The organism is Arthrobacter sp. CAN_A2 (assembly GCF_015752045.1).
Taxonomy (GTDB): domain Bacteria; phylum Actinomycetota; class Actinomycetes; order Actinomycetales; family Micrococcaceae; genus Arthrobacter_D.
In genome coordinates this window covers 62318-80604 of sequence record NZ_JADOUS010000001.1, presented here as the reverse complement: position 1 = coordinate 80604, position 18287 = coordinate 62318, and the positions used below count along the sequence as shown (strand labels likewise).

Genomic DNA, 18287 nt, shown 5'->3' with positions numbered 1-18287 from the left:
GCACATGACCGAGAACACCACGACCACCACGAGCGGCAACGGCTTCAACCCGGGACGCGTCCTGGTCACCGGCGGGGGCTCCGGCCTCGGCGCGGCCATCGTCCAGGGCGTCCTCGCCGCGGGCGGAACCCCCGTGGTGCTGGACCGTGACATCAGCAGCGTGACCGGCGTCAAGGCCTTCGAGGTCGACGTCGCCGACCGCGAGGCCGTCGAGACCGCGGTCCGCGAGGCCGCCGAGATGATGGACGGGCTCGACGCCGTCGTCACCGCCGCCGGGATCGACCGGTGCGGGGCACTCGACACCGTGCCCGCCGACCAGTGGGAGAAGGTCATCGGCGTGAACCTTATGGGCACGGCGTCCACCGCCCGCGCCGCCCTGCCGTACCTGAAGAAGACCCACGGCCGCGTGGTCACCATCGCCTCGACCCTCGGCATCAAGGCCGTCGGCGACGCCACGGCCTACTGCGCGTCGAAGTTCGGGGTCATGGGGTTCTCGCAGGCGCTGGCCGCGGAGACCGCCGGGCAGATCGGCGTCACGACGATCATCCCCGGCGGCATGAAGACCCGCTTCTTCGACGACCGCGACGAGCAGTACAAGCCGCAGGACGACTCACGCCTGAATGATCCCGAGCGCGTCGCCGAGGCGATCCTCTTCGCACTCTCGCAGCCGAAGAGCTGCGAGATCCGCGAGATGGTCATCGCCCACGCAGAAGAAGGCTCGTGGCCCTGAGTTCGGCCACATCCGCGTAGACGGCTTCGGGCTGGACGGTCGCGACGATCGAGTCATCGTGCTCGCAGCGTTCCGCCGTCCAGCCCACCTGGGTGATGTCCACGCCGCAGACCGGGCAGTGTGTCACCCAGGAGAAGTGGACGCGGTGGAGGGTGCGGCCCACAGCCCCTGCATTGATCACGTTGCCGATCCAGTACACGCCGACCGTGGGCGTGCCCACGGCCTGCGCGAGGTGCCGGGGTCCGCTGTCGTTGCCGACCAGGACCGCGCTGCGGTGGAGCACGCCGGTCAGTTCACCGAGCGACAGCCGCCCCGCGAGCGAACGGACGTGCGCCGTCGGGTCCTGCGCGAGGGCCAGGCGGACGATCTCCTCCGCCGCCGGCACGTCCGTCGCGTCCCCGACCACCACCACGTCGCAGCCGTCCGCCGCCGCCCGCACCGCGACGTCGGCGAACGACGACGACGGCCACCGGCGGCGCGGGTCCGTGGCGCCGGGATGCAGGGCGACGACGGCGCCGTCGCCGGTCAGCTGCGCCGCCCGGTCCACCTCCTCCGGGAGGACGCTCACCCGCGCTTCCAGGTCCACGGGCCTGGCGCCGGCCAGGCCCACGACCTCCAGGGCCCGGAACACCTCGTGCTGGTAGTACACGTAGGGGATGGTGCGTTCCAGCGCCGCGGCGTCCGTCGTTCGGGTTCCCACCGTGTGGCGGGCCCCCAGCCGCAGGAGGAACGGATTCGAGTTGCGGCCGCCGCCGTGCAGCTGGACGGCCAGGTCGAAGGACCCCTCGATGCCGGCGAAGAAGGCGTCCACGGCGCCCGGCTCCTCGTCCCCGGGGCGGACACCGGGGGAGACGGGCAGCACGAGGACCGATGCCACCGGCCCCGGCCGTCCCGCGAGCAGCGCGGCGTGGCCGGGCATGCCGAGCAGGGTGATCGCGGCGTCGGGATAGCGGGCCTCGAGGGCGGAGAGCGCGGGCATCGCGAACATGAGGTCCCCGAGGCCGCCACCGCGCAGGACGGCGATCCGCCGGATGTCCCGGAACGGTTCGAGCACGGGTCCCACCGATCGCGCCGTGTCCTGCAGCCCGCCGAAGTCCGCCGTCGTCCCGTCCTGCATGGATGTCCTCTCCGTCCGTCTGTCCCGCCCTGCGGCCGACCTCTGCGCTGCTTTTCCCCGCCTGTGGAGAAGGCCGCTGCCACGCCTCCTGCCACCATATGCTAAGCCTGCTGATGATTGCGGGACGGAGCGGAGAAATCGCCGTGCCGCCTGTGTGAACGCGCGGGAGCCGGGTACGGGAAGAGTAGATCAGCCGTCACGGCCTTCCACCCCGAGGAGCACCATGTCCGTCAACGCCCAGACACACCCGCTGTCCGACGTGCGGGACGACGGGTCCATCACCATCGTCGATCCCGGGGACGGCAGCGACGTGGGAACCCTGCCCTGTGCCGCGCGGGAGCAGGTCTCGCTCGCCGTCTCCCTGTCCCGGTCCGTACAGCCCGAGTGGGCGGCCACCAGCCCGGCGGAGCGGGGCGCCGCGCTGAGACGGGCGGCCACGGCGCTGCGCGACGGCGCCCGGGAACTGGCCGACCTGAACACCCGGGAGACGGGCAAGCCGCCTGCTGACGCGCTCGGTGGCATCGAGGCGGCCGTCTCCACGCTCGAACAGTACGCGGAGCTCGGCCCCGTCCACCGCGGGCTCAGCCTGCGCGGGGCCGTCACCGCGACCGACTACACGGTCGCCGAACCGCGCGGCGTCGCGGTGCTCCTGACCCCCTGGAACGATCCCGTGGCGGTGGCCGCCGGCCTGATCGGCGCTGCCCTCGTCACAGGCAATACGGTCATCCACAAACCCAGCGAACGCTGCCCCCACGTGGGCGAGCTCCTCGGCCGCCTGCTGCAGCCGGCCTTCCCGGACGGGGTCCTCATCACCCTCACCGGAGGTGCCGAGGTGGGGCAGCAGATTACCACGGAAGCGGACGTCGACGTGTTCGCCCACGTCGGATCCAGCGACACCGGCGCCCGCATCGCCCGCGCCGCGGCCCTCACCGGCGCCCACGTCATCCGCGAGAACGGTGGCAACGACCCCCTGATCGTCGACGCCGACGTCGATCCGGTGTGGGCGGCCGGCCAGGCGGCGCTCGGGGCCTTCGCCAACGCCGGGCAGATCTGCACCTCCGTGGAGCGCATCTACGTGTGCAGGGCCATCGCCGAGTCGTTCCTCGCGGCCCTCACCGAGGAGGCCCGCAGCCGGAACACGAGCGGGTCCTTCCCTCCGCTCGTCGACCGCCGCATGCGCGACGCCGTCGACGGGCAGGTCGTCGAGGCCCTCGGGCAGGGTGCCGTGTGCCTCGAGGGCGGCGCCGTTCCCGAGGGGCCGGGCGCCCACTACCCGGCCACGGTCCTCTCGGACTGCACGGAGACCATGGCCGTGATGGCGGAGGAGACCTTCGGCCCGGTGGCGCCGGTGACCGTCGTCGACAGCTTCGAGGACGCCCTGCGCCTCGCCGCCGCCGGCCCCTACGGGCTCGCCGCGTCCGTCCTGACGGCGAGCATCGCCCACGCCCAACGGGCCATCGCCCGGCTGGCCGTCGGGACCGTCAAGGTCAACGCGGTCTTCGGCGGCGCCCCGGGCGGGTCCGCACAGCCGCGCGGCATCAGTGGGGCGGGCTTCGGCTACGGCCCCGAACTGCTGGACGAATTCTCGCTCGTGAAGGTCGTGCACATCAGCACACCCCCGCAGGAGGCCTGATGGACGACGCCCTGCAGCGCCACCCAGCCGACGTCGCGCCCGAGGGCTCGATCGGTCCGCACGACCTGACGCAGGTGCGCGGTCTCGCGGCGTGGGTCCCCGTCGCCATCGCCGATCGCGCGCCGACCATCACGGTGGTCGGGGACGCCATGCTGGATGGCTGGTGGAGCGGCACCATCGAGCGCTTCTGCCGGGAGGCACCCGCCCCGGTCGTCGACATCGCCCGCCGCGAGTACGCGGCCGGCGGTGCGGCGAACACGGCCGTGAACCTCGCGGCGCTCGGCGCCCGCGTGCGGATGTGCGGACTGATCGGGGACGACGACGCCGGGCGCCGCCTGCGCGCCATCCTCGAGGCCGCCGGCGTTGACACCACGGACCTCGTCCAGGACCCGCGCGTCCCCACCACCACCAAGTACCGCATCCTCGCCGGGGACCAGGTCATGCTGCGGCTCGACGACACGCACGACGGCCTTCCCCCTGCCGCGATCGCTGCGCTGGCCGCACGGGTCCCGGGGGCCGTCGCGGATTCCGACGCGGTCATCGTCTGCGACTACGGCTCCGGGGCGCTCGGCGGGGACGTCCGCGCAGCCCTGGCACGCCGCAGCACCGTCGATCCCGGCGCGGTCGTCGTGGTCGACGCCCACGACACCGCGGCGTGGTCCGCCCTGCGCCCGGACATCGTCACCCCGAATGCCGAGGAGACCGCACAGGCCCTCGGCACGCGCCTCGATGTGCGGACCGACCGCGCCGCCTTCGTCGCGACACGCAGCAGCGACCTCCTCGCGGCGACCAACGCGGTGAACGTCGTCGTGACGCTGGACCGCGACGGCACGGTCCTGCTCGGACCCGACGGGGAGGTGCACCGGACCTACGCCAGGCCCGCCACCGAGAAGCAGGCCTCGGGCGCGGGGGACACGTTCGTCGCGAGCCTCACCGCCGCACGCGCCGCGGGACTGCCGCTCACCACGAGCCTCGACCTCGCCCAGGCCGCAGCGGACGTCGTCGTCCACCGCCCCGGCACGTCCGTGTGCACGACGGCGGACCTGACGGGCCACCTGCAGCAGTTCGCCGACACGGCCCTCGCCACGGACGAACTGCTCCGGAGGGTGGCGGCGGACCGCGCCGCGGGCAAGCGGATCGTCCTCACCAACGGCTGCTTCGACGTGCTGCACCGCGGCCACACGCGCTACCTCAACCAGGCGAAGCAGCTCGGAGACGTCCTCGTGGTCGCCCTGAACGACGACGACGGCGTGCGCCGGCTCAAGGGCCCGGACCGGCCCATCAACCCGATCGCCGACCGCGCGGGCATCATCGCCTCCCTCAGCTGCGTCGACTACGTCACCGTCTTCGCCACAGACACCCTCGTGCCGCTGATCGACCGGCTCAGGCCCGACGTCTACGCCAAGGGCGGCGACTACACCGCGCAGATGCTGGAGGAGACACCCGCCGTCGAGGCCTGCGGAGGGCGCGTCAGCATCCTCGACTACGTGCCCGAGCGATCCACCGCGGAGGTGGTCCGCCGGATCCGTGCCACGCCGTCGGCGGGGGACATCCCATGATGCTCCCTGGACCGACTCCCTAGACCGATTCCCGCGTCGATCCCTGGCCCGAGGCCTGCGCGTCGTGCGCCGGTGCCCCGGCGATGTTCACCATCCAGCTGATCCCGAAGCGGTCGACGCACATGCCGAAGCTGTCGCCCCAGGGCGACGGCGCCAGCGGCATCACCTCGGTGCCGCTGCCGGCGAGGGCGTCCCAGTAGCCGCGGATCTCCTGCTCGTCGTCGCCGCTGATCGACAGCGAGTGTCCGGCGGGAGCGGTGTATTCCATGCTGTCGGGGGTGTCGGCCGCCATCAGGACCTGCCCGGACGGGGTGGTGAGCATGGAGTGCATGATCTTGTCCTGCTCCGCCGGATCCTCGCTGACCTGGTAGTCCGCGAAGGTGCTGCTGGTGAGCTCGCCGCCGAACACCGACTGGTAGAAGGCCATGGCCTCCTTCGCGGTGTCCTTGAAACTGAGATAGGTGTTGATCGTCGCTGCCATGAGGTCGCCTCTCGTCGGGTGGCTCGCCGGCCACGCCTGTGTGCTGGACAGCGCGATTATCGTCCTCGGGAGCCGCGCCGGGAAGGGCCTTACGGATCGCCGGGCGTCGGGGGCTCCTGCCGCTGACCGATCGCCCCGGCGATCTTCTCCTCCAGTGAACTGACCGTGGCGTCCGGCAGCACGATCAGGCCGTCGAGTTCACGGCGGGCCCGCCGGTAGGCGGTCTGGCGCTCCGCTGCCGTGGCGGCGTCGTCGATCGCCACGGTCACGAGCCGACGCGCCGTCTCCAGCCGCTGCCGCTCCTCGGTGGTGAACCCGCTGGCACGGACCCGCCGGGCCTCCGTCTCGGCGACCTGGAAGGCGACGTCGTAGGAGGTGACCGCGGAACGGTACACCGCGAGGTCCTCGGCCGAGACCGCGGCCGAATCCTCCGGCCGCAGCGAGTCCGCCTCGCGCTTGGCCCGCAGGAACGCCACGGTCAGGGGCTCGCGGACGTCGGTCATCATGGGGAAGTCGATGAGCTTCGCGGCGTCGAGTTCGTAGGACAGCCATCTCCGGTCGACCTCGTCGTGCATGCGCCGCACGTGCTCGCGCTGGCTCTTCGTGGGGGAGGACGCCGTCGCGTCGGTCTGCGCCGAACCCTCGCGCGAGGCCGGGAGGGCCCCGGGGTGCTTCAGCCGGTACAGCTCCATCTTCCGCTGGTGCCGCCGCTCCGTCGCCTCCGAGACGGACTTGCCCCAGATGGCGAACACTCCCGAGAGCGGGAAGACAAGCCACCAGTAACTCCCGGCGAAGGAGAGGATATCGTTCACGCGTCCATCGTAGGCCCGGCCACCGCCGCCCCACGAGGACAGGGCGCGGCACCGCGTAGAGCCGCTTAAAGAAAACGAAACCCCGTCCTCCAGGCGGCGAGACCTGAAGAACGGGGCTTCGATGTGCACCCCTCGGGACTTGAACCCGAAACCCATTGATTAAGAGTCAATTGCTCTGCCAATTGAGCTAGAGGTGCGTGGCGTTTTCCCGGCTTTTTCGTGCCGTCCGGGTCATCCGCAACAGCATAAAACTCTACCAGCACTTTGCCCGAAACCCGAAACCGGGGGATCGATGCCTGCCCGGGGCGTCCGACGGATCGGGCACCGGTGCGGCGCTAGGCTGGCGCCATGACGACCCTCGCCGCCGCCGCGCCCCTCACCGTCCGCACCCTGAGCGTCCCGTCCGCCGACCTGCGGGACGCGCTGGTCGGTGTGTCGACCGGCGTCGACGTCGTGCTGTGGGACTTCCAGGCTCCGCCCGAGGGCGTCGACCCGGCCGCGCTCGACGCCGTCGTCCTCCCGTACACGGGACGCGCGCACCTCGACGGGGCGCTCGACGCCGCACCGGACCTCCTGCTCGTGCAGACGCAGACCACGGGGTACGACGGCGTTGCCGACCTCGTCGGCCCCGACGTCGCCATCGCCACGGCCGCGGGAGTGCACGCGGCCGCCACGGCCGAACTCGCCGTCGGACTCGCGCTCGCGTCCCTGCGGGGGATCGACGACGCCGTGCGGCAGCAGGCCGAGGGCCGCTGGCGCAGCGCGCGCTATCCGGGCCTGGCCGACCGGCGGGTCCTGCTGGTGGGCGTCGGCGGCATCGGCGAGGAGATCCGCCGCAGGCTCGTACCCTTCGAGGCAGCGGTCACGCGCGTCGGGACCTCGGCGCGCGACGACGCCCTGGGCCACGTCCACGCCAGCGACGAACTCGTCCGGCTCGCCCCGGAGCACGACGTCGTCATCGTGATCACGCCGCTCACGGACGCCACCCGCGGGCTGATCGGGGCCGAGGTGCTCGCGGCGCTGCCCGACGGCGCGCTCGTCGTCAATGTGGCGCGCGGCGCCGTCGTCGACACGGAGGCGCTGGCCCGCGAGGTGCTGGCCGGCCGACTCCGGGCGGCGCTCGACGTCGTCGAGCCGGAGCCGCTGCCCGCGGGGCACCCGCTGTGGAGTGCGCTGGGCGCGATCATCACGCCGCACGTCGGCGGCAACACCGAGGCCTTCCCGCCCCGTATCCTCGCCCTGCTCCGCCGGCAGATCGAGCTGCTCGGCCGCGGCGCGGAACCCGCCAACCTCGTGCGGCGCGGCCCCTGGGCCTGATCCATCCGGGTCCTGTGCCCCGGAGCGGGCCGGGGTGGACGCGTCAGGACATCCCGATGAAGGCCTCCATGAAGGACGTGAAGTCCGTCACGTCGTCGTGCTGGTCGAGGTGGAGGGCCGTGCCGGGGCCGACGTCGAGCACCGGGGACGCGGTGACGCCGAACCGGAAGACCCTCCCGGTGCTGGTGCCCACCTCGAAGCTGCCGTCCTCGCCCCACTGCAGCGCGTGCGCGAGGTTGGTCATGTTCACCTCGACCGGCACGCCCGCGCCCGTGATGCTGGCGAGGTCCACCGGGGCGATCATCAGCTCGGCCGGCTTCCACCGGTAGCCCACCACGTAGGCCGTCCGGGCGCCGGGCGCGGCCGCCTGCACCGCGAAGACGAGGTTGTAGTCGCCGTAGTTCGGGATCTGCGAGTCGAAGACCCGGCGCAGGGCGTTCTTCAGGCCCTGCCCGCCGTCGAGCGGTCGGCTGGAGGAGGAGGGCTCTGCGGGGGTCATATCACGGCCGTTGCGGTAGGAGGCTGTCGGACTCGGCCCCTCGCGGGGCTGCTCGCGGTGCGCCCGGCGGGCTGTCGATTCGCCCGCGAAGTCCACACTGTACCGGAGCGTGTACCCCCCGGACGAGGCGCCGCGCGTGCCGCAGGAGCCCCCGCCGCCGGGCCTGCGGACGGCTGTAACAGGCCGGTCACATGGCGAAACCTGCCCGCAACGCGGGCCTAGACTCTCCACTATGAGCGCGGACACAACCCCAGACATCAAGCCAAGAAGCCGCATCGTCACCGACGGCATCCACGCGGCCCCCTCACGCGGGATGCTTCGTGCGGTGGGCATGGGAGACGACGACTTCGCGAAACCGCAGGTCGGCGTCGCGAGTTCCTGGAACGAGATCACCCCCTGCAATCTCTCCCTGAACCGCCTGGCCCAGGGTGCCAAGGAGGGCGTCCACTCCGCCGGCGGGTTCCCCATGCAGTTCGGCACCATCTCCGTCTCCGACGGCATCTCCATGGGCCACGAGGGCATGCACTTCTCCCTCGTCTCGCGTGAGGTCATCGCGGACTCGGTCGAGACCGTCATGCAGGCCGAGCGCATCGACGGCTCCGTGCTCCTCGCCGGCTGCGACAAGTCCCTGCCGGGCATGCTCATGGCGGCCGCCCGCCTCGACCTCGCCTCCGTGTTCCTCTACGCGGGAACCATCATGCCGGGCTTCGCCAAGCTCGAGGACGGCACCGAGAAGGAAGTCACCCTGATCGACGCCTTCGAGGCCGTGGGAGCCTGTGCAGCAGGCACGATGAGCCTGAAGGACCTCGACAGCATCGAACGAGCTGTCTGTCCCGGGGAAGGCGCGTGCGGCGGTATGTACACCGCCAACACCATGGCCTGCATCGGCGAGGCCCTCGGGATGTCACTGCCCGGGTCCGCTGCCCCTCCCTCCGTCGATCGCCGACGCGACGCCTTCGCCCAGAAGTCCGGCGAGGCCGTCGTCAACCTCCTGCGCCTCGGCATCACGGCGCGCGACATCATGACCAAGAAGGCCTTCGAGAACGCCATCGCCGTCACTATGGCCTTCGGCGGCTCCACGAACGCCGTCCTGCACCTCCTGGCGATCGCCCGCGAGGCCGAGGTGGACCTGAGCCTCGACGACTTCAGCCGGATCGGCGACACGATCCCGCACCTCGGCGACCTCAAGCCGTTCGGTCGCTACGTCATGTTCGACGTCGACAAGGTGGGCGGGGTGCCGGTCATCATGAAGGCACTGCTCGACGCCGGACTGCTGCACGGCGACTGCCTCACCGTTACCGGCAAGACGCTCGCGGAGAATCTCGCGGACATCGATCCGCCGGATCTCGACGGCAAGATCCTCCGGGCCCTCGACAACCCGCTGCACAAGACCGGCGGTATCACCATCCTGCACGGGTCCATGGCCCCTGAGGGTGCCGTGGTGAAGAGCGCCGGGTTCGACGCCGACGTCTTCGAGGGCACCGCGCGCGTCTTCGAACGCGAGCAGGGCGCCCTCGACGCTCTCGACGCCGGCGGGATCCACGCCGGCGATGTCGTCGTCATCCGCTACGAGGGCCCGAAGGGCGGCCCCGGCATGCGGGAGATGCTCGCGATCACCGGCGCCATCAAGGGGGCCGGGCTCGGCAAGGACGTGCTCCTGCTGACCGACGGGCGCTTCTCCGGCGGCACCACGGGCCTGTGCATCGGGCACGTCGCGCCGGAGGCCGTGGATGGCGGACCCATCGCCTTCGTGCGCGACGGCGACCGCATCCGCGTGGACATCGCCGCGAAGAGCTTCGACCTCCTCGTCGACGAGGCCGAGCTCCAGGAGCGGAGGGTCGGCTGGGAGCCGCTTCCCGCCCGCTACACCAAGGGCGTCCTGGCGAAGTACGCCAAGCTCGTCCACTCGGCCTCCGAAGGGGCCTACTGCGGCTGAGGCCGGTGTGGCCCGCCGGGGAGGATGCGACTTCCCGGCGGGCTCACGGCCCTCCGGGGTTAATGTCCACTAACTGGACTGCTTGTCCACCATGTGAGATGCGGAAGGGTCCGGTTGACACCCTTTCACGGGGGCGGGGAAACTACAGGTATGCAGCCCGAACCCGTAGTCGTCGTCCTTATACAGCGCGTGGCCTGAAGCCCGTCCGGTAGACGACTGCAGTCACGCGCAACCCCTCGCAGAGCCCCACAAGGCTGAGGGGTTTTTTTGTTGACACGACCTGTCAGCACGGAAGAGCGCGCGGAAGCCCGCAGTCACAGCTGCAGCAGTGCAGCGAACGTTCCAAAGGAAGTCTGAGATGTCCAAGGGATCGCCCATCAGCCCAGCGCTGCTGGCAGCAAGGCCAGCACCTCCCGCAGCACCCGCGCGTGAGTCCGCGCCCGTCGTTCCGGCGAGCTCCGTCCGCGGCCCCAACCGGGTCGTGGCCCCCACCGAGATGCTCGGGTCGGCGGCGATCGTCCGCTCCCTCGAGGAACTCGGCGTCGACGACGTCTTCGGCCTTCCCGGCGGGGCCATCCTCCCCACCTACGATCCCCTTCTGGCATCCACGAAGCTCCGGCACATCCTCGTCCGGCACGAGCAGGGCGCCGGTCACGCCGCCCAGGGCTACGCCATGGTCACCGGCCGTCCCGGCGTGTGCATCGCGACCTCGGGGCCCGGAGCCACCAACCTCGTGACCGCCATCGCGGACGCGCACATGGACTCCGTGCCCATGGTCGCCATCACCGGGCAGGTCTCGAGCGCCTTCATCGGCTCGGACGCCTTCCAGGAAGCGGACATCGTCGGCATCACCATGCCGATCACCAAGCACTCCTACCTCGTCACCGCTGCCCAGGACATCCCCCGCGTCCTCGCCGAGGCGTTCCACATCGCCACGACCGGACGTCCGGGCCCCGTGCTCGTGGACATCGCCAAGGACGCCCAGCAGGCGTCGATGACCTTCTCCTGGCCGCCCCGGGTCGACATCCCCGGCTACCGGCCCGTGCTGCGCGGCCATGCCAAGCAGGTCCGTGAGGCCGCGCGGCTGATCAGCGGATCACAGCGGCCCGTCTTCTACGTGGGCGGCGGCGTGGTCAAGGGGCATGCCTCCCTCGAACTGCGCGAGCTCGCCGAACTCGTCGGCGCCCCCGTGGTCACCACCCTCATGGCCCGGGGCGTCTTCCCCGACTCCCACCAGCAGCACGTCGGCATGCCGGGCATGCACGGCTCGGTCTCGGCCGTCACCGCGCTGCAGCAGTCGGACCTGCTGATCACCCTCGGCGCGCGCTTCGACGACCGCGTCACCGGCGTGCTCGCCAGCTTCGCGCCGCACGCCAAGGTGATCCACGCCGACATCGACCCGGCCGAGATCTCCAAGAACCGTGCCGCCGACGTGCCGATCGTCGGCTCGGTGAAGGAGATCATCCCGGAACTGACGGCTGCCGTCCGCGAGTCCTTCGCCGCGCAGGAACGCCCGGACATCTCCGCCTGGTGGAGGACCATCGACCACCTGCGCGAGACCTACCCGGTGGGCTTCACGCAGCCCGACGACGGCCTGTCGGCACCGCAGCAGGTCATCAAGCGCATCGGCGAGCTCACCGGGCCCGAGGGCGTCTTCGTCTCCGGCGTCGGCCAGCACCAGATGTGGGCCGCCCAGTTCATCCAGTACGAGCGCCCGCACGCCTGGCTGAACTCCGGGGGCCTCGGCACCATGGGCTACTCCGTCCCCGCGGCCATGGGCGCGAAGGTGGGCAACCCGGACCGGGTGGTCTGGGCCATCGACGGCGACGGCTGCTTCCAGATGACCAACCAGGAACTGGCCACCTGCGTCATCAACAACATCCCCATCAAGGTCGCGGTGATCAACAACTCCTCGCTCGGCATGGTCCGCCAGTGGCAGACCCTCTTCTACGAGGGCCGCTACTCGAACACCGACCTCAACACGGGCCATGACACCGTCCGCGTACCCGACTTCGTGAAGCTCGCCGACGCATACGGCTGCGTGGGCCTGCGCTGCGAGCGGGACGAGGACATCGACGCCACCATCGAGCAGGCGCTGGCGATCAACGACCGCCCCGTCGTCATCGACTTCGTGGTCAGCCGGGACTCCATGGTCTGGCCGATGGTGCCCTCGGGCGTCAGCAACGACCTCATCCAGATCGCCCGCAACATGACCCCGACCTGGGAACAGGAGGACTGACCATGGCACGCCATACCCTTTCCGTACTCGTCGAGGACGTCCCCGGCGTCCTGACCCGCGTCGCCAGCCTGTTCGCGCGGCGCGCGTTCAACATCAACTCCCTCGCCGTCGGACCGACCGAGGTGACGGGCATGTCCCGCATCACCGTCGTGGTGGAGGCCGAGGGCGATCTCCTCGAGCAGGTCACCAAGCAGCTGAACAAGCTCATCAACGTCATCAAGATCGTCGAACTCACCACCGAGCAGTCGGTGCAGCGCGACCACGTCCTGATCAAGGTCAGGGCCGACGCCGCCACGCGCCTCCAGGTGACCCAGGCCGCGGACCTGTTCCGCGCGTCCGTCGTCGACGTGGCGATCGACTCGCTGATCATCGAGGCGACGGGCACGGCCGAGAAGCTCTCGGCGCTCCTGTCCGTCCTCGAACCGTTCGGCATCCGCGAGATCGTGCAGTCCGGCACGCTCGCGATCGGCCGCGGCGCCAAGTCGATGAGCGACCGCGCCCTGCGCAGCGCCTGACCCCCGCAGCCCACCAGATCTTTCCAGCAGCACCCACCCCAAGGAGAAAACACCCGTGACCGAGATGTTCTATGACGACGATGCAGATCTTTCGATCATCCAGGGCCGCACCGTGGCCGTCATCGGCTACGGCAGCCAGGGCCACGCCCACGCACTGAGCCTGCGGGACTCCGGCGTCGACGTGCGCGTCGGACTGAAGGAGGGCTCGGCGTCGCGCGCCAAGGCCGAGGCCGAGGGCCTCCGGGTCCTCTCCGTGGCCGAGGCAACCGCCGAGGCGGACCTCATCATGGTCCTCACCCCGGACCAGGTGCAGCGTCACGTGTACAAGGACGAGATCGCGCCGAACCTGCAGGCCGGCGACGCCCTGTTCTTCGGGCACGGCTTCAACATCCGCTACGGCTACATCCAGCCGCCGGCCGACGTCGACGTCGCCCTCGTGGCGCCCAAGGGCCCCGGGCACATCGTCCGGCGCGAGTTCGAGGCCGGGCGCGGCGTTCCGGACCTCATCGCCGTCGAGCAGGATGCGTCCGGCAAGGCCCGCGACCTGGCGCTGTCCTACGCGAAGGCGATCGGCGGCACCCGTGCGGGCGTCATCGAGACCACCTTCACCGAGGAGACCGAGACGGACCTCTTCGGCGAGCAGGCCGTGCTGTGCGGCGGTGCCTCGCAGCTGATCCAGTACGGCTTCGAGACCCTCACCGAGGCCGGCTACAAGCCTGAGGTCGCCTACTTCGAGGTGCTGCACGAACTCAAGCTCATCGTCGACCTCATGGTCGAGGGCGGCATCGCCAAGCAGCGGTGGAGCGTCTCCGACACCGCCGAGTACGGCGACTACGTCTCCGGCCCCCGGGTCATCACGCCCGAGGTGAAGGAGAACATGAAGGCCGTCCTCGCGGACATCCAGAACGGCGCCTTCGCCAAGCGGTTCATCGACGACCAGGATGCCGGGGCGCCGGAGTTCACCGCACTCCGGAAGAAGGGCCAGGACCACCCGATCGAGAGCACGGGCCGCGAGCTCCGCAAGCTCTTCTCGTGGATCAAGACGAACGACGACTACACCGAGGGCTCCGTAGCGCGCTAGCGCCGCCACCCCCGCTCCCGGCAGGACACGTGTTCGATGCTCAGCGACGAGCAGGTGTCCTGCCGGACGTGTGTCCGCCTCCGAGCACGGTCCATCCCGTCCGCACCCGCCTGATCCCGCCCACCCGAAGGAACCCCCAGTGACCAAGCCCGTCGTCCTCATCGCCGAAGAACTCTCGCCCGCCACCGTCGAAGCGCTGGGCCCCGACTTCGAGATCCGCAGCACCGACGGCGCCGACCGCTCCCAGCTCCTCGGCGCGCTGGCCGACGTCGAGGCCGTGCTCGTGCGCTCGGCGACGCAGATGGACGCGGAAGCCATCCGGGCCGCGCCGAAGCTGAAGGTCATCGCCCGGGCGGGAGTGGGCCTCGACAACGTCGACATCAAGGCCGCGACGCAGGCCGGCGTCATGGTCGTGAACGCCCCGACGTCCAACATCATCTCCGCCGCCGAGCTGACCGTCGGCCACATCCTCAGCCTCGCGAGGAACATCCCGCAGGCCAGCGCCGCGCTCAAGGCGGGGGAGTGGAAGCGGTCGAAGTACTCGGGCACGGAGCTGTACGAGAAGAACATCGGCATCATCGGCCTCGGCCGGATCGGCGCCCTCGTCGCAGCGCGCCTGCAGGGCTTCGGCACGCAGATCCTCGCCTACGACCCCTACGTGACCTCCGCCCGCGCGGCCCAGCTCGGGGTACGCCTCGTGACCCTCGAGGAGCTGCTCCGCGAAGCGGACTTCGTCACCATCCACATGCCCAAGACCCCCGAGACCGTCGGGATGCTCGGCGCCGAGGCCTTCGCGCTCATGAAGGACACCGCCTACGTGGTCAACGTGGCCCGGGGCGGGCTCGTCGACGAGGAGGCCCTCCACACCGCGCTGGAGCAGGGGCAGATCGCCGGCGCCGGCGTCGACGTCTTCGTCAGGGAGCCCAGCACCGACCTCCCCTTCTTCGCGCACGACAGCGTCGTGGTGACCCCCCACCTGGGGGCGTCCACGGAGGAGGCCCAGGAGAAGGCGGGGATCTCCGTGGCGAAATCGGTGCGGCTCGCCCTGGCCGGGGAGCTCGTGCCCGACGCCGTCAACGTGGCCGGCGGCGTGATCGACCCGGCGGTGCGCCCGGGCATCCCGCTCATGGAGAAGCTCGGTCGGATCTTCACGGCCCTCACGCACACCTCCCTGACGCAGATCGACATCGAGGTGGCGGGCGAGATCGCGTCCCTCGACGTCAAGGCCCTGGAACTCGCCGCCCTCAAGGGCGTCTTCACCGACGTCGTCTCCGAGCAGGTGTCCTACGTGAATGCTCCGGTCCTGGCCGAGCAGCGCGGCATCACCTCGCGCCTGATCACCACGCCGGAGTCCGAGGAGTACCGCAACGTGCTCACCCTGCGCGGGGCGCTGTCGGACGGCAGCCAGATCTCCGTGGCGGGCACGCTCACGGGTCCCAAGCAGGTGGAGAAGCTGGTCGGCGTCAACGGCTACGACCTCGAGATCCCCATCAGCGAGCACCTCCTCGTGCTTCTCTACACCGACCGGCCCGGCGTGATCGGCGCCCTCGGCCGCCTCCTCGGCGAGCGGGACATCAACATCGCCGGCATGCAGGTGGCCCGGAACAAGGAGGGCGGCCAGGCGCTGTCCCTCCTGACCGTGGACAGTGCGGTGCCGCAGGACGTCCTGGACGCCATCCGGACGGAGATCGGTGCCACCGTGGCCCGGGAAGTGGACCTGCAGGACTGAGCGCCGGCAGCCACGAGAGGACGAGCATGACCACCCACCACCTCCCCGCGATTCAGGCGACCGCCACGCAGGTCCTGTCGCGGGACACCCGGCCCGTGCTCCGGATCGAGCCCGGCGACCGCGTGATCGTCGGGTCGCTCGACGCGTTCGGCCATCTCGAGCGGCAGGCCACGCCGGGAGCGGTGACGCCCTACCGCTTCCCGGACCGGCGCGGTCATGCCCTCACCGGGCCGGTCGACGTCGCAGGGACCCTGCCGGGCGATGTGCTGGCGGTGCGCTTCGACGCGCTCGAACCCGCGGACTGGGGCTGGACGGTGGCCGGGCGGCGGGACGACGCCTTCGCGCGCAGCCTCGGCCTCGAGGGGACGGAGCCGGCGTGGCTGCTCTGGGACCTCGACCGGGAGGCCGGGACGGGCACGAACCAGTACGGGCACGTCGTCCGCCTGGCGCCGTTCCTCGGCGTGGTGGGGCTGCCGCCGTCGGAGCCGGGCGAGCACTCGACCACCCCGCCGCGCGCCGCGGGTGGCGGCAACATCGACTGCCGCGAACTGACCGCCGGCTCCACCCTCTTCCTCCCCGTGACGGTGCCCGGTGCCCTGCTGCACCTCGGCGACGGGCACGCGGTCCAGGGCGACGGCGAGGTGGGCGGCACGGCCATCGAGTGCGGCATGACGACGACGATCGCCGTCGACGTCCTCCGCGACCCACCCGTGCCCGGCATCCACGCGGTCACCCCCACCGCGCGCATCACCTTCGGCTTCGACGCCGACCTCAACCGGGCGACGGCGGAGGCCCTCGGCGCCATGCTCACCTGGCTGCAGCAGCTGCACGGGCTGGAACGGAAGGCCGCGCTGGCGCTGGCCAGTGCCGTCGTCGACCTCCGGGTCACGCAGATCGCCAACCAGACCTGGGGGGTCCACGCGGTGCTGGGGCTCGACGCCGTCGGAACCGCCTGACGCCACCTGCGAGGTACCCGCACTCCGCGCTTGGGCAAATGCGGGCCGCGCGGGGTAATTTCATAGGGTGACTCCCGCAGCCGACGAGCAGCCCTCGTTCTACATCACCACGGCCATCTCCTACCCGAACGGCGTGCCGCACATCGGCCACGCCTACGAGACGATCGCCGTCGACGCCATGGCACGCTTCAAGCGCCTCGACGGTTACGACGTCATGTACCTCACGGGCACCGACGAGCACGGATTGAAGATGCAGCAGGCCGCGGACCGCGAGGGCGTCCCGGTCCGCGAGCTCGCCACGCGCAACGCGCAGGCGTTCCGCGACATGAACGACGTCGTCGGCACCTCCTACGACCGGTTCATCCGCACCACGGACGAGGACCACTACGCCGCAGCCACCGAGATCTGGAAGCGGATGGAGGCCAACGGCGACATCTACCTCGACAAGTACGCCGGCTGGTACTCGGTCCGCGACGAGTCGTTCTGGGGCGAGGACGAGACCGAGGTGCGCGAGGGCGGCGTCCGGTACGCGAAGGAGACCGACACGGAGGTCACCTGGACCGAGGAGGAGAGCTACTTCTTCCGGCTCTCGGCATACCAGCAGAAACTGCTGGACCTGTACGAGGCGCAGCCGGAGTTCGGGGCGCCCCAGTCCCGCTTCAACGAGGTCATCTCGTTCGTGCGCCGCGGCCTCGAGGACCTGTCCATCAGCCGCACCACGTTCGACTGGGGCGTCCCCGTGCCCGGTAATCCCCGGCACGTCATGTACGTGTGGGTGGACGCGCTCACCAACTACCTGACCGGCGTCGGTTTCCCCGACACCGAGTCGGAGCGCTTCCGGAAGTTCTGGCCCGCCGACGTCCACGTGATCGGCAAGGACATCTCGCGTTTCCACGCCATCTACTGGCCGGCGTTCCTCCTGTCCGCCGGGCTCGAGGTACCGAAGCGCGTCATGATCCACGGGTTCCTGCACAACAAGGGCGTGAAGATGTCGAAGTCCCTCGGCAACACCGTGGCGCCGGCCGACTGGGTGGACCAGTACGGCCTGGACCAGGTGCGCTTCTTCCTCCTCCGCGAGGTGCCGTTCGGTGCGGACGGCTCCTACAGCCACGAGGCCGTGGTGGGACGCATGAACTCCGATCTCGCCAACAACTTCGGGAACCTCGCGCAGCGGTCGCTGTCGATGGTCGCCAAGAACTGCGGCGGCGCCGTGCCGCAGCCCGGGGAGTTCACCCCCGCCGACACCGAGATCCTCGACCGGGCGCACGCCCTGCTCGACACCAGCCGCGCTGCATATGGGAAGCAGGAGTTCTCCCGCGCCCTCGAGGCCGTCTGGACCGTCCTCGGCGAGACGAACGCGTACTTCGCCGATCAGCAGCCGTGGGTGCTGCGGAAGACCGATCCGGAACGCATGGCCACCGTGCTGTACGTGACGCTCGAGGTGCTCCGCGTCGTCGCCGTCCTCGCCCAGCCGGTCATGCCGACCAGCGCGGGGCGGATCCTCACGGCCCTCGGCCAGGGGGAGGCCGAGGACGACGCCCGGCGGCTCTTTGGCGCCCTGGACGAGCGGATCGCGCCAGGAACCGTGCTCCCCGCGCCGACCCCGGTGTTCCCCAAGTACGAGGAGCCCGTCACGGCCTGACCGGCCGTCCCTTCGAAGGCCGGGCTGCGGCCTCCGAAGGG

The 18287-nt window shown here is 70.7% G+C and carries 15 protein-coding genes and 1 tRNA gene; 11 read left to right on the top strand and 5 right to left on the bottom strand.

All coding sequences use genetic code 11. The features are described 5' to 3' along the window. Positions 1-4 precede the first annotated feature (4 nt). The gene (locus IWX63_RS00350; protein ID WP_199276180.1) at positions 5-730 is read left to right on the top strand and encodes an SDR family oxidoreductase; all 726 of its coding nucleotides are present in this window, start codon (positions 5-7) and stop codon (positions 728-730) included. Here the strand turns inward: IWX63_RS00350 and IWX63_RS00345 are convergent. Then, positions 696-1847 carry a glycosyltransferase family 9 protein gene (locus IWX63_RS00345; protein WP_199276179.1) on the bottom strand — a complete coding sequence of 384 codons (1152 nt, stop codon included), beginning with the start codon at positions 1845-1847 and terminating at the stop codon, positions 696-698. The two genes, IWX63_RS00350 and IWX63_RS00345, sit on opposite strands and share 35 nt — an antisense overlap. Before the next feature lie 223 nt (positions 1848-2070). Here IWX63_RS00345 and IWX63_RS00340 point away from each other — a divergent pair, with 223 nt between their 5' ends. Then, positions 2071-3480, top strand: a complete 1410-nt coding sequence (locus IWX63_RS00340; protein ID WP_199276178.1) for an aldehyde dehydrogenase family protein — start codon at positions 2071-2073, stop codon at positions 3478-3480. Further along, on the top strand, positions 3480-5039 hold the full coding sequence (locus IWX63_RS00335) for a PfkB family carbohydrate kinase (RefSeq protein WP_199276177.1): 1560 nt from the start codon (positions 3480-3482) through the stop codon (positions 5037-5039). The genes IWX63_RS00340 and IWX63_RS00335 overlap by 1 nt, the downstream gene beginning before the upstream one ends. A 19-nt stretch (positions 5040-5058) precedes the next feature. On the opposite strand, the gene IWX63_RS00330 is transcribed toward IWX63_RS00335, so the two are convergent. The 3 genes from IWX63_RS00330 to IWX63_RS00320 all read right to left on the bottom strand — a co-directional run bounded on the left by IWX63_RS00330 (position 5059) and on the right by IWX63_RS00320 (position 6529). Beyond that, a complete protein-coding gene (locus IWX63_RS00330) occupies positions 5059-5520 on the bottom strand; it encodes a VOC family protein (RefSeq protein WP_199276176.1) in 462 nt (153 codons plus the stop codon). A gap of 89 nt (positions 5521-5609) precedes the next feature. Next, on the bottom strand, positions 5610-6332 hold the full coding sequence (locus tag IWX63_RS00325; protein WP_199276175.1) for a hypothetical protein: 723 nt from the start codon (positions 6330-6332) through the stop codon (positions 5610-5612). 124 nt (positions 6333-6456) lie between these two features. Continuing rightward, positions 6457-6529, bottom strand: a tRNA-Lys gene (locus IWX63_RS00320). Positions 6530-6680: 151 nt separating this feature from the next. On the opposite strand from IWX63_RS00320, the gene IWX63_RS00315 reads away from it, so the two are divergent. After that, complete coding sequence (locus IWX63_RS00315; protein WP_199276174.1) at positions 6681-7649, top strand: 2-hydroxyacid dehydrogenase; 969 nt, start codon at positions 6681-6683, stop codon at positions 7647-7649. Between the two features lie 43 nt (positions 7650-7692). On the opposite strand, the gene IWX63_RS00310 is transcribed toward IWX63_RS00315, so the two are convergent. Further along, the gene (locus IWX63_RS00310; RefSeq protein WP_199276173.1) at positions 7693-8148 is read right to left on the bottom strand and encodes a hypothetical protein; all 456 of its coding nucleotides are present in this window, start codon (positions 8146-8148) and stop codon (positions 7693-7695) included. Positions 8149-8380: 232 nt separating this feature from the next. Here IWX63_RS00310 and ilvD point away from each other — a divergent pair, with 232 nt between their 5' ends. The 7 genes from ilvD to metG all read left to right on the top strand — a co-directional run bounded on the left by ilvD (position 8381) and on the right by metG (position 18246). Next, the gene (ilvD, locus tag IWX63_RS00305; protein ID WP_199276172.1) at positions 8381-10084 is read left to right on the top strand and encodes a dihydroxy-acid dehydratase; all 1704 of its coding nucleotides are present in this window, start codon (positions 8381-8383) and stop codon (positions 10082-10084) included. A gap of 358 nt (positions 10085-10442) precedes the next feature. After that, complete coding sequence (locus IWX63_RS00300) at positions 10443-12323, top strand: acetolactate synthase large subunit (RefSeq protein ID WP_199276171.1); 1881 nt, start codon at positions 10443-10445, stop codon at positions 12321-12323. 2 nt (positions 12324-12325) lie between these two features. Continuing rightward, on the top strand, positions 12326-12838 hold the full coding sequence (gene ilvN, locus IWX63_RS00295) for an acetolactate synthase small subunit (protein WP_199276170.1): 513 nt from the start codon (positions 12326-12328) through the stop codon (positions 12836-12838). Positions 12839-12893: 55 nt separating this feature from the next. Continuing rightward, positions 12894-13919 carry a ketol-acid reductoisomerase gene (ilvC, locus tag IWX63_RS00290; RefSeq protein ID WP_199276169.1) on the top strand — a complete coding sequence of 342 codons (1026 nt, stop codon included), beginning with the start codon at positions 12894-12896 and terminating at the stop codon, positions 13917-13919. 139 nt (positions 13920-14058) lie between these two features. Beyond that, complete coding sequence (gene serA, locus IWX63_RS00285) at positions 14059-15648, top strand: phosphoglycerate dehydrogenase (RefSeq protein ID WP_199276168.1); 1590 nt, start codon at positions 14059-14061, stop codon at positions 15646-15648. A gap of 26 nt (positions 15649-15674) precedes the next feature. Further along, complete coding sequence (locus IWX63_RS00280) at positions 15675-16604, top strand: acetamidase/formamidase family protein (RefSeq protein WP_199276167.1); 930 nt, start codon at positions 15675-15677, stop codon at positions 16602-16604. A 67-nt stretch (positions 16605-16671) separates the two neighbouring features. Beyond that, positions 16672-18246, top strand: coding sequence for a methionine--tRNA ligase (gene metG, locus IWX63_RS00275; RefSeq protein ID WP_199276166.1), 1575 nt, complete (start codon positions 16672-16674; stop codon positions 18244-18246). The last annotated feature ends 41 nt before the right edge of the window (positions 18247-18287 follow it).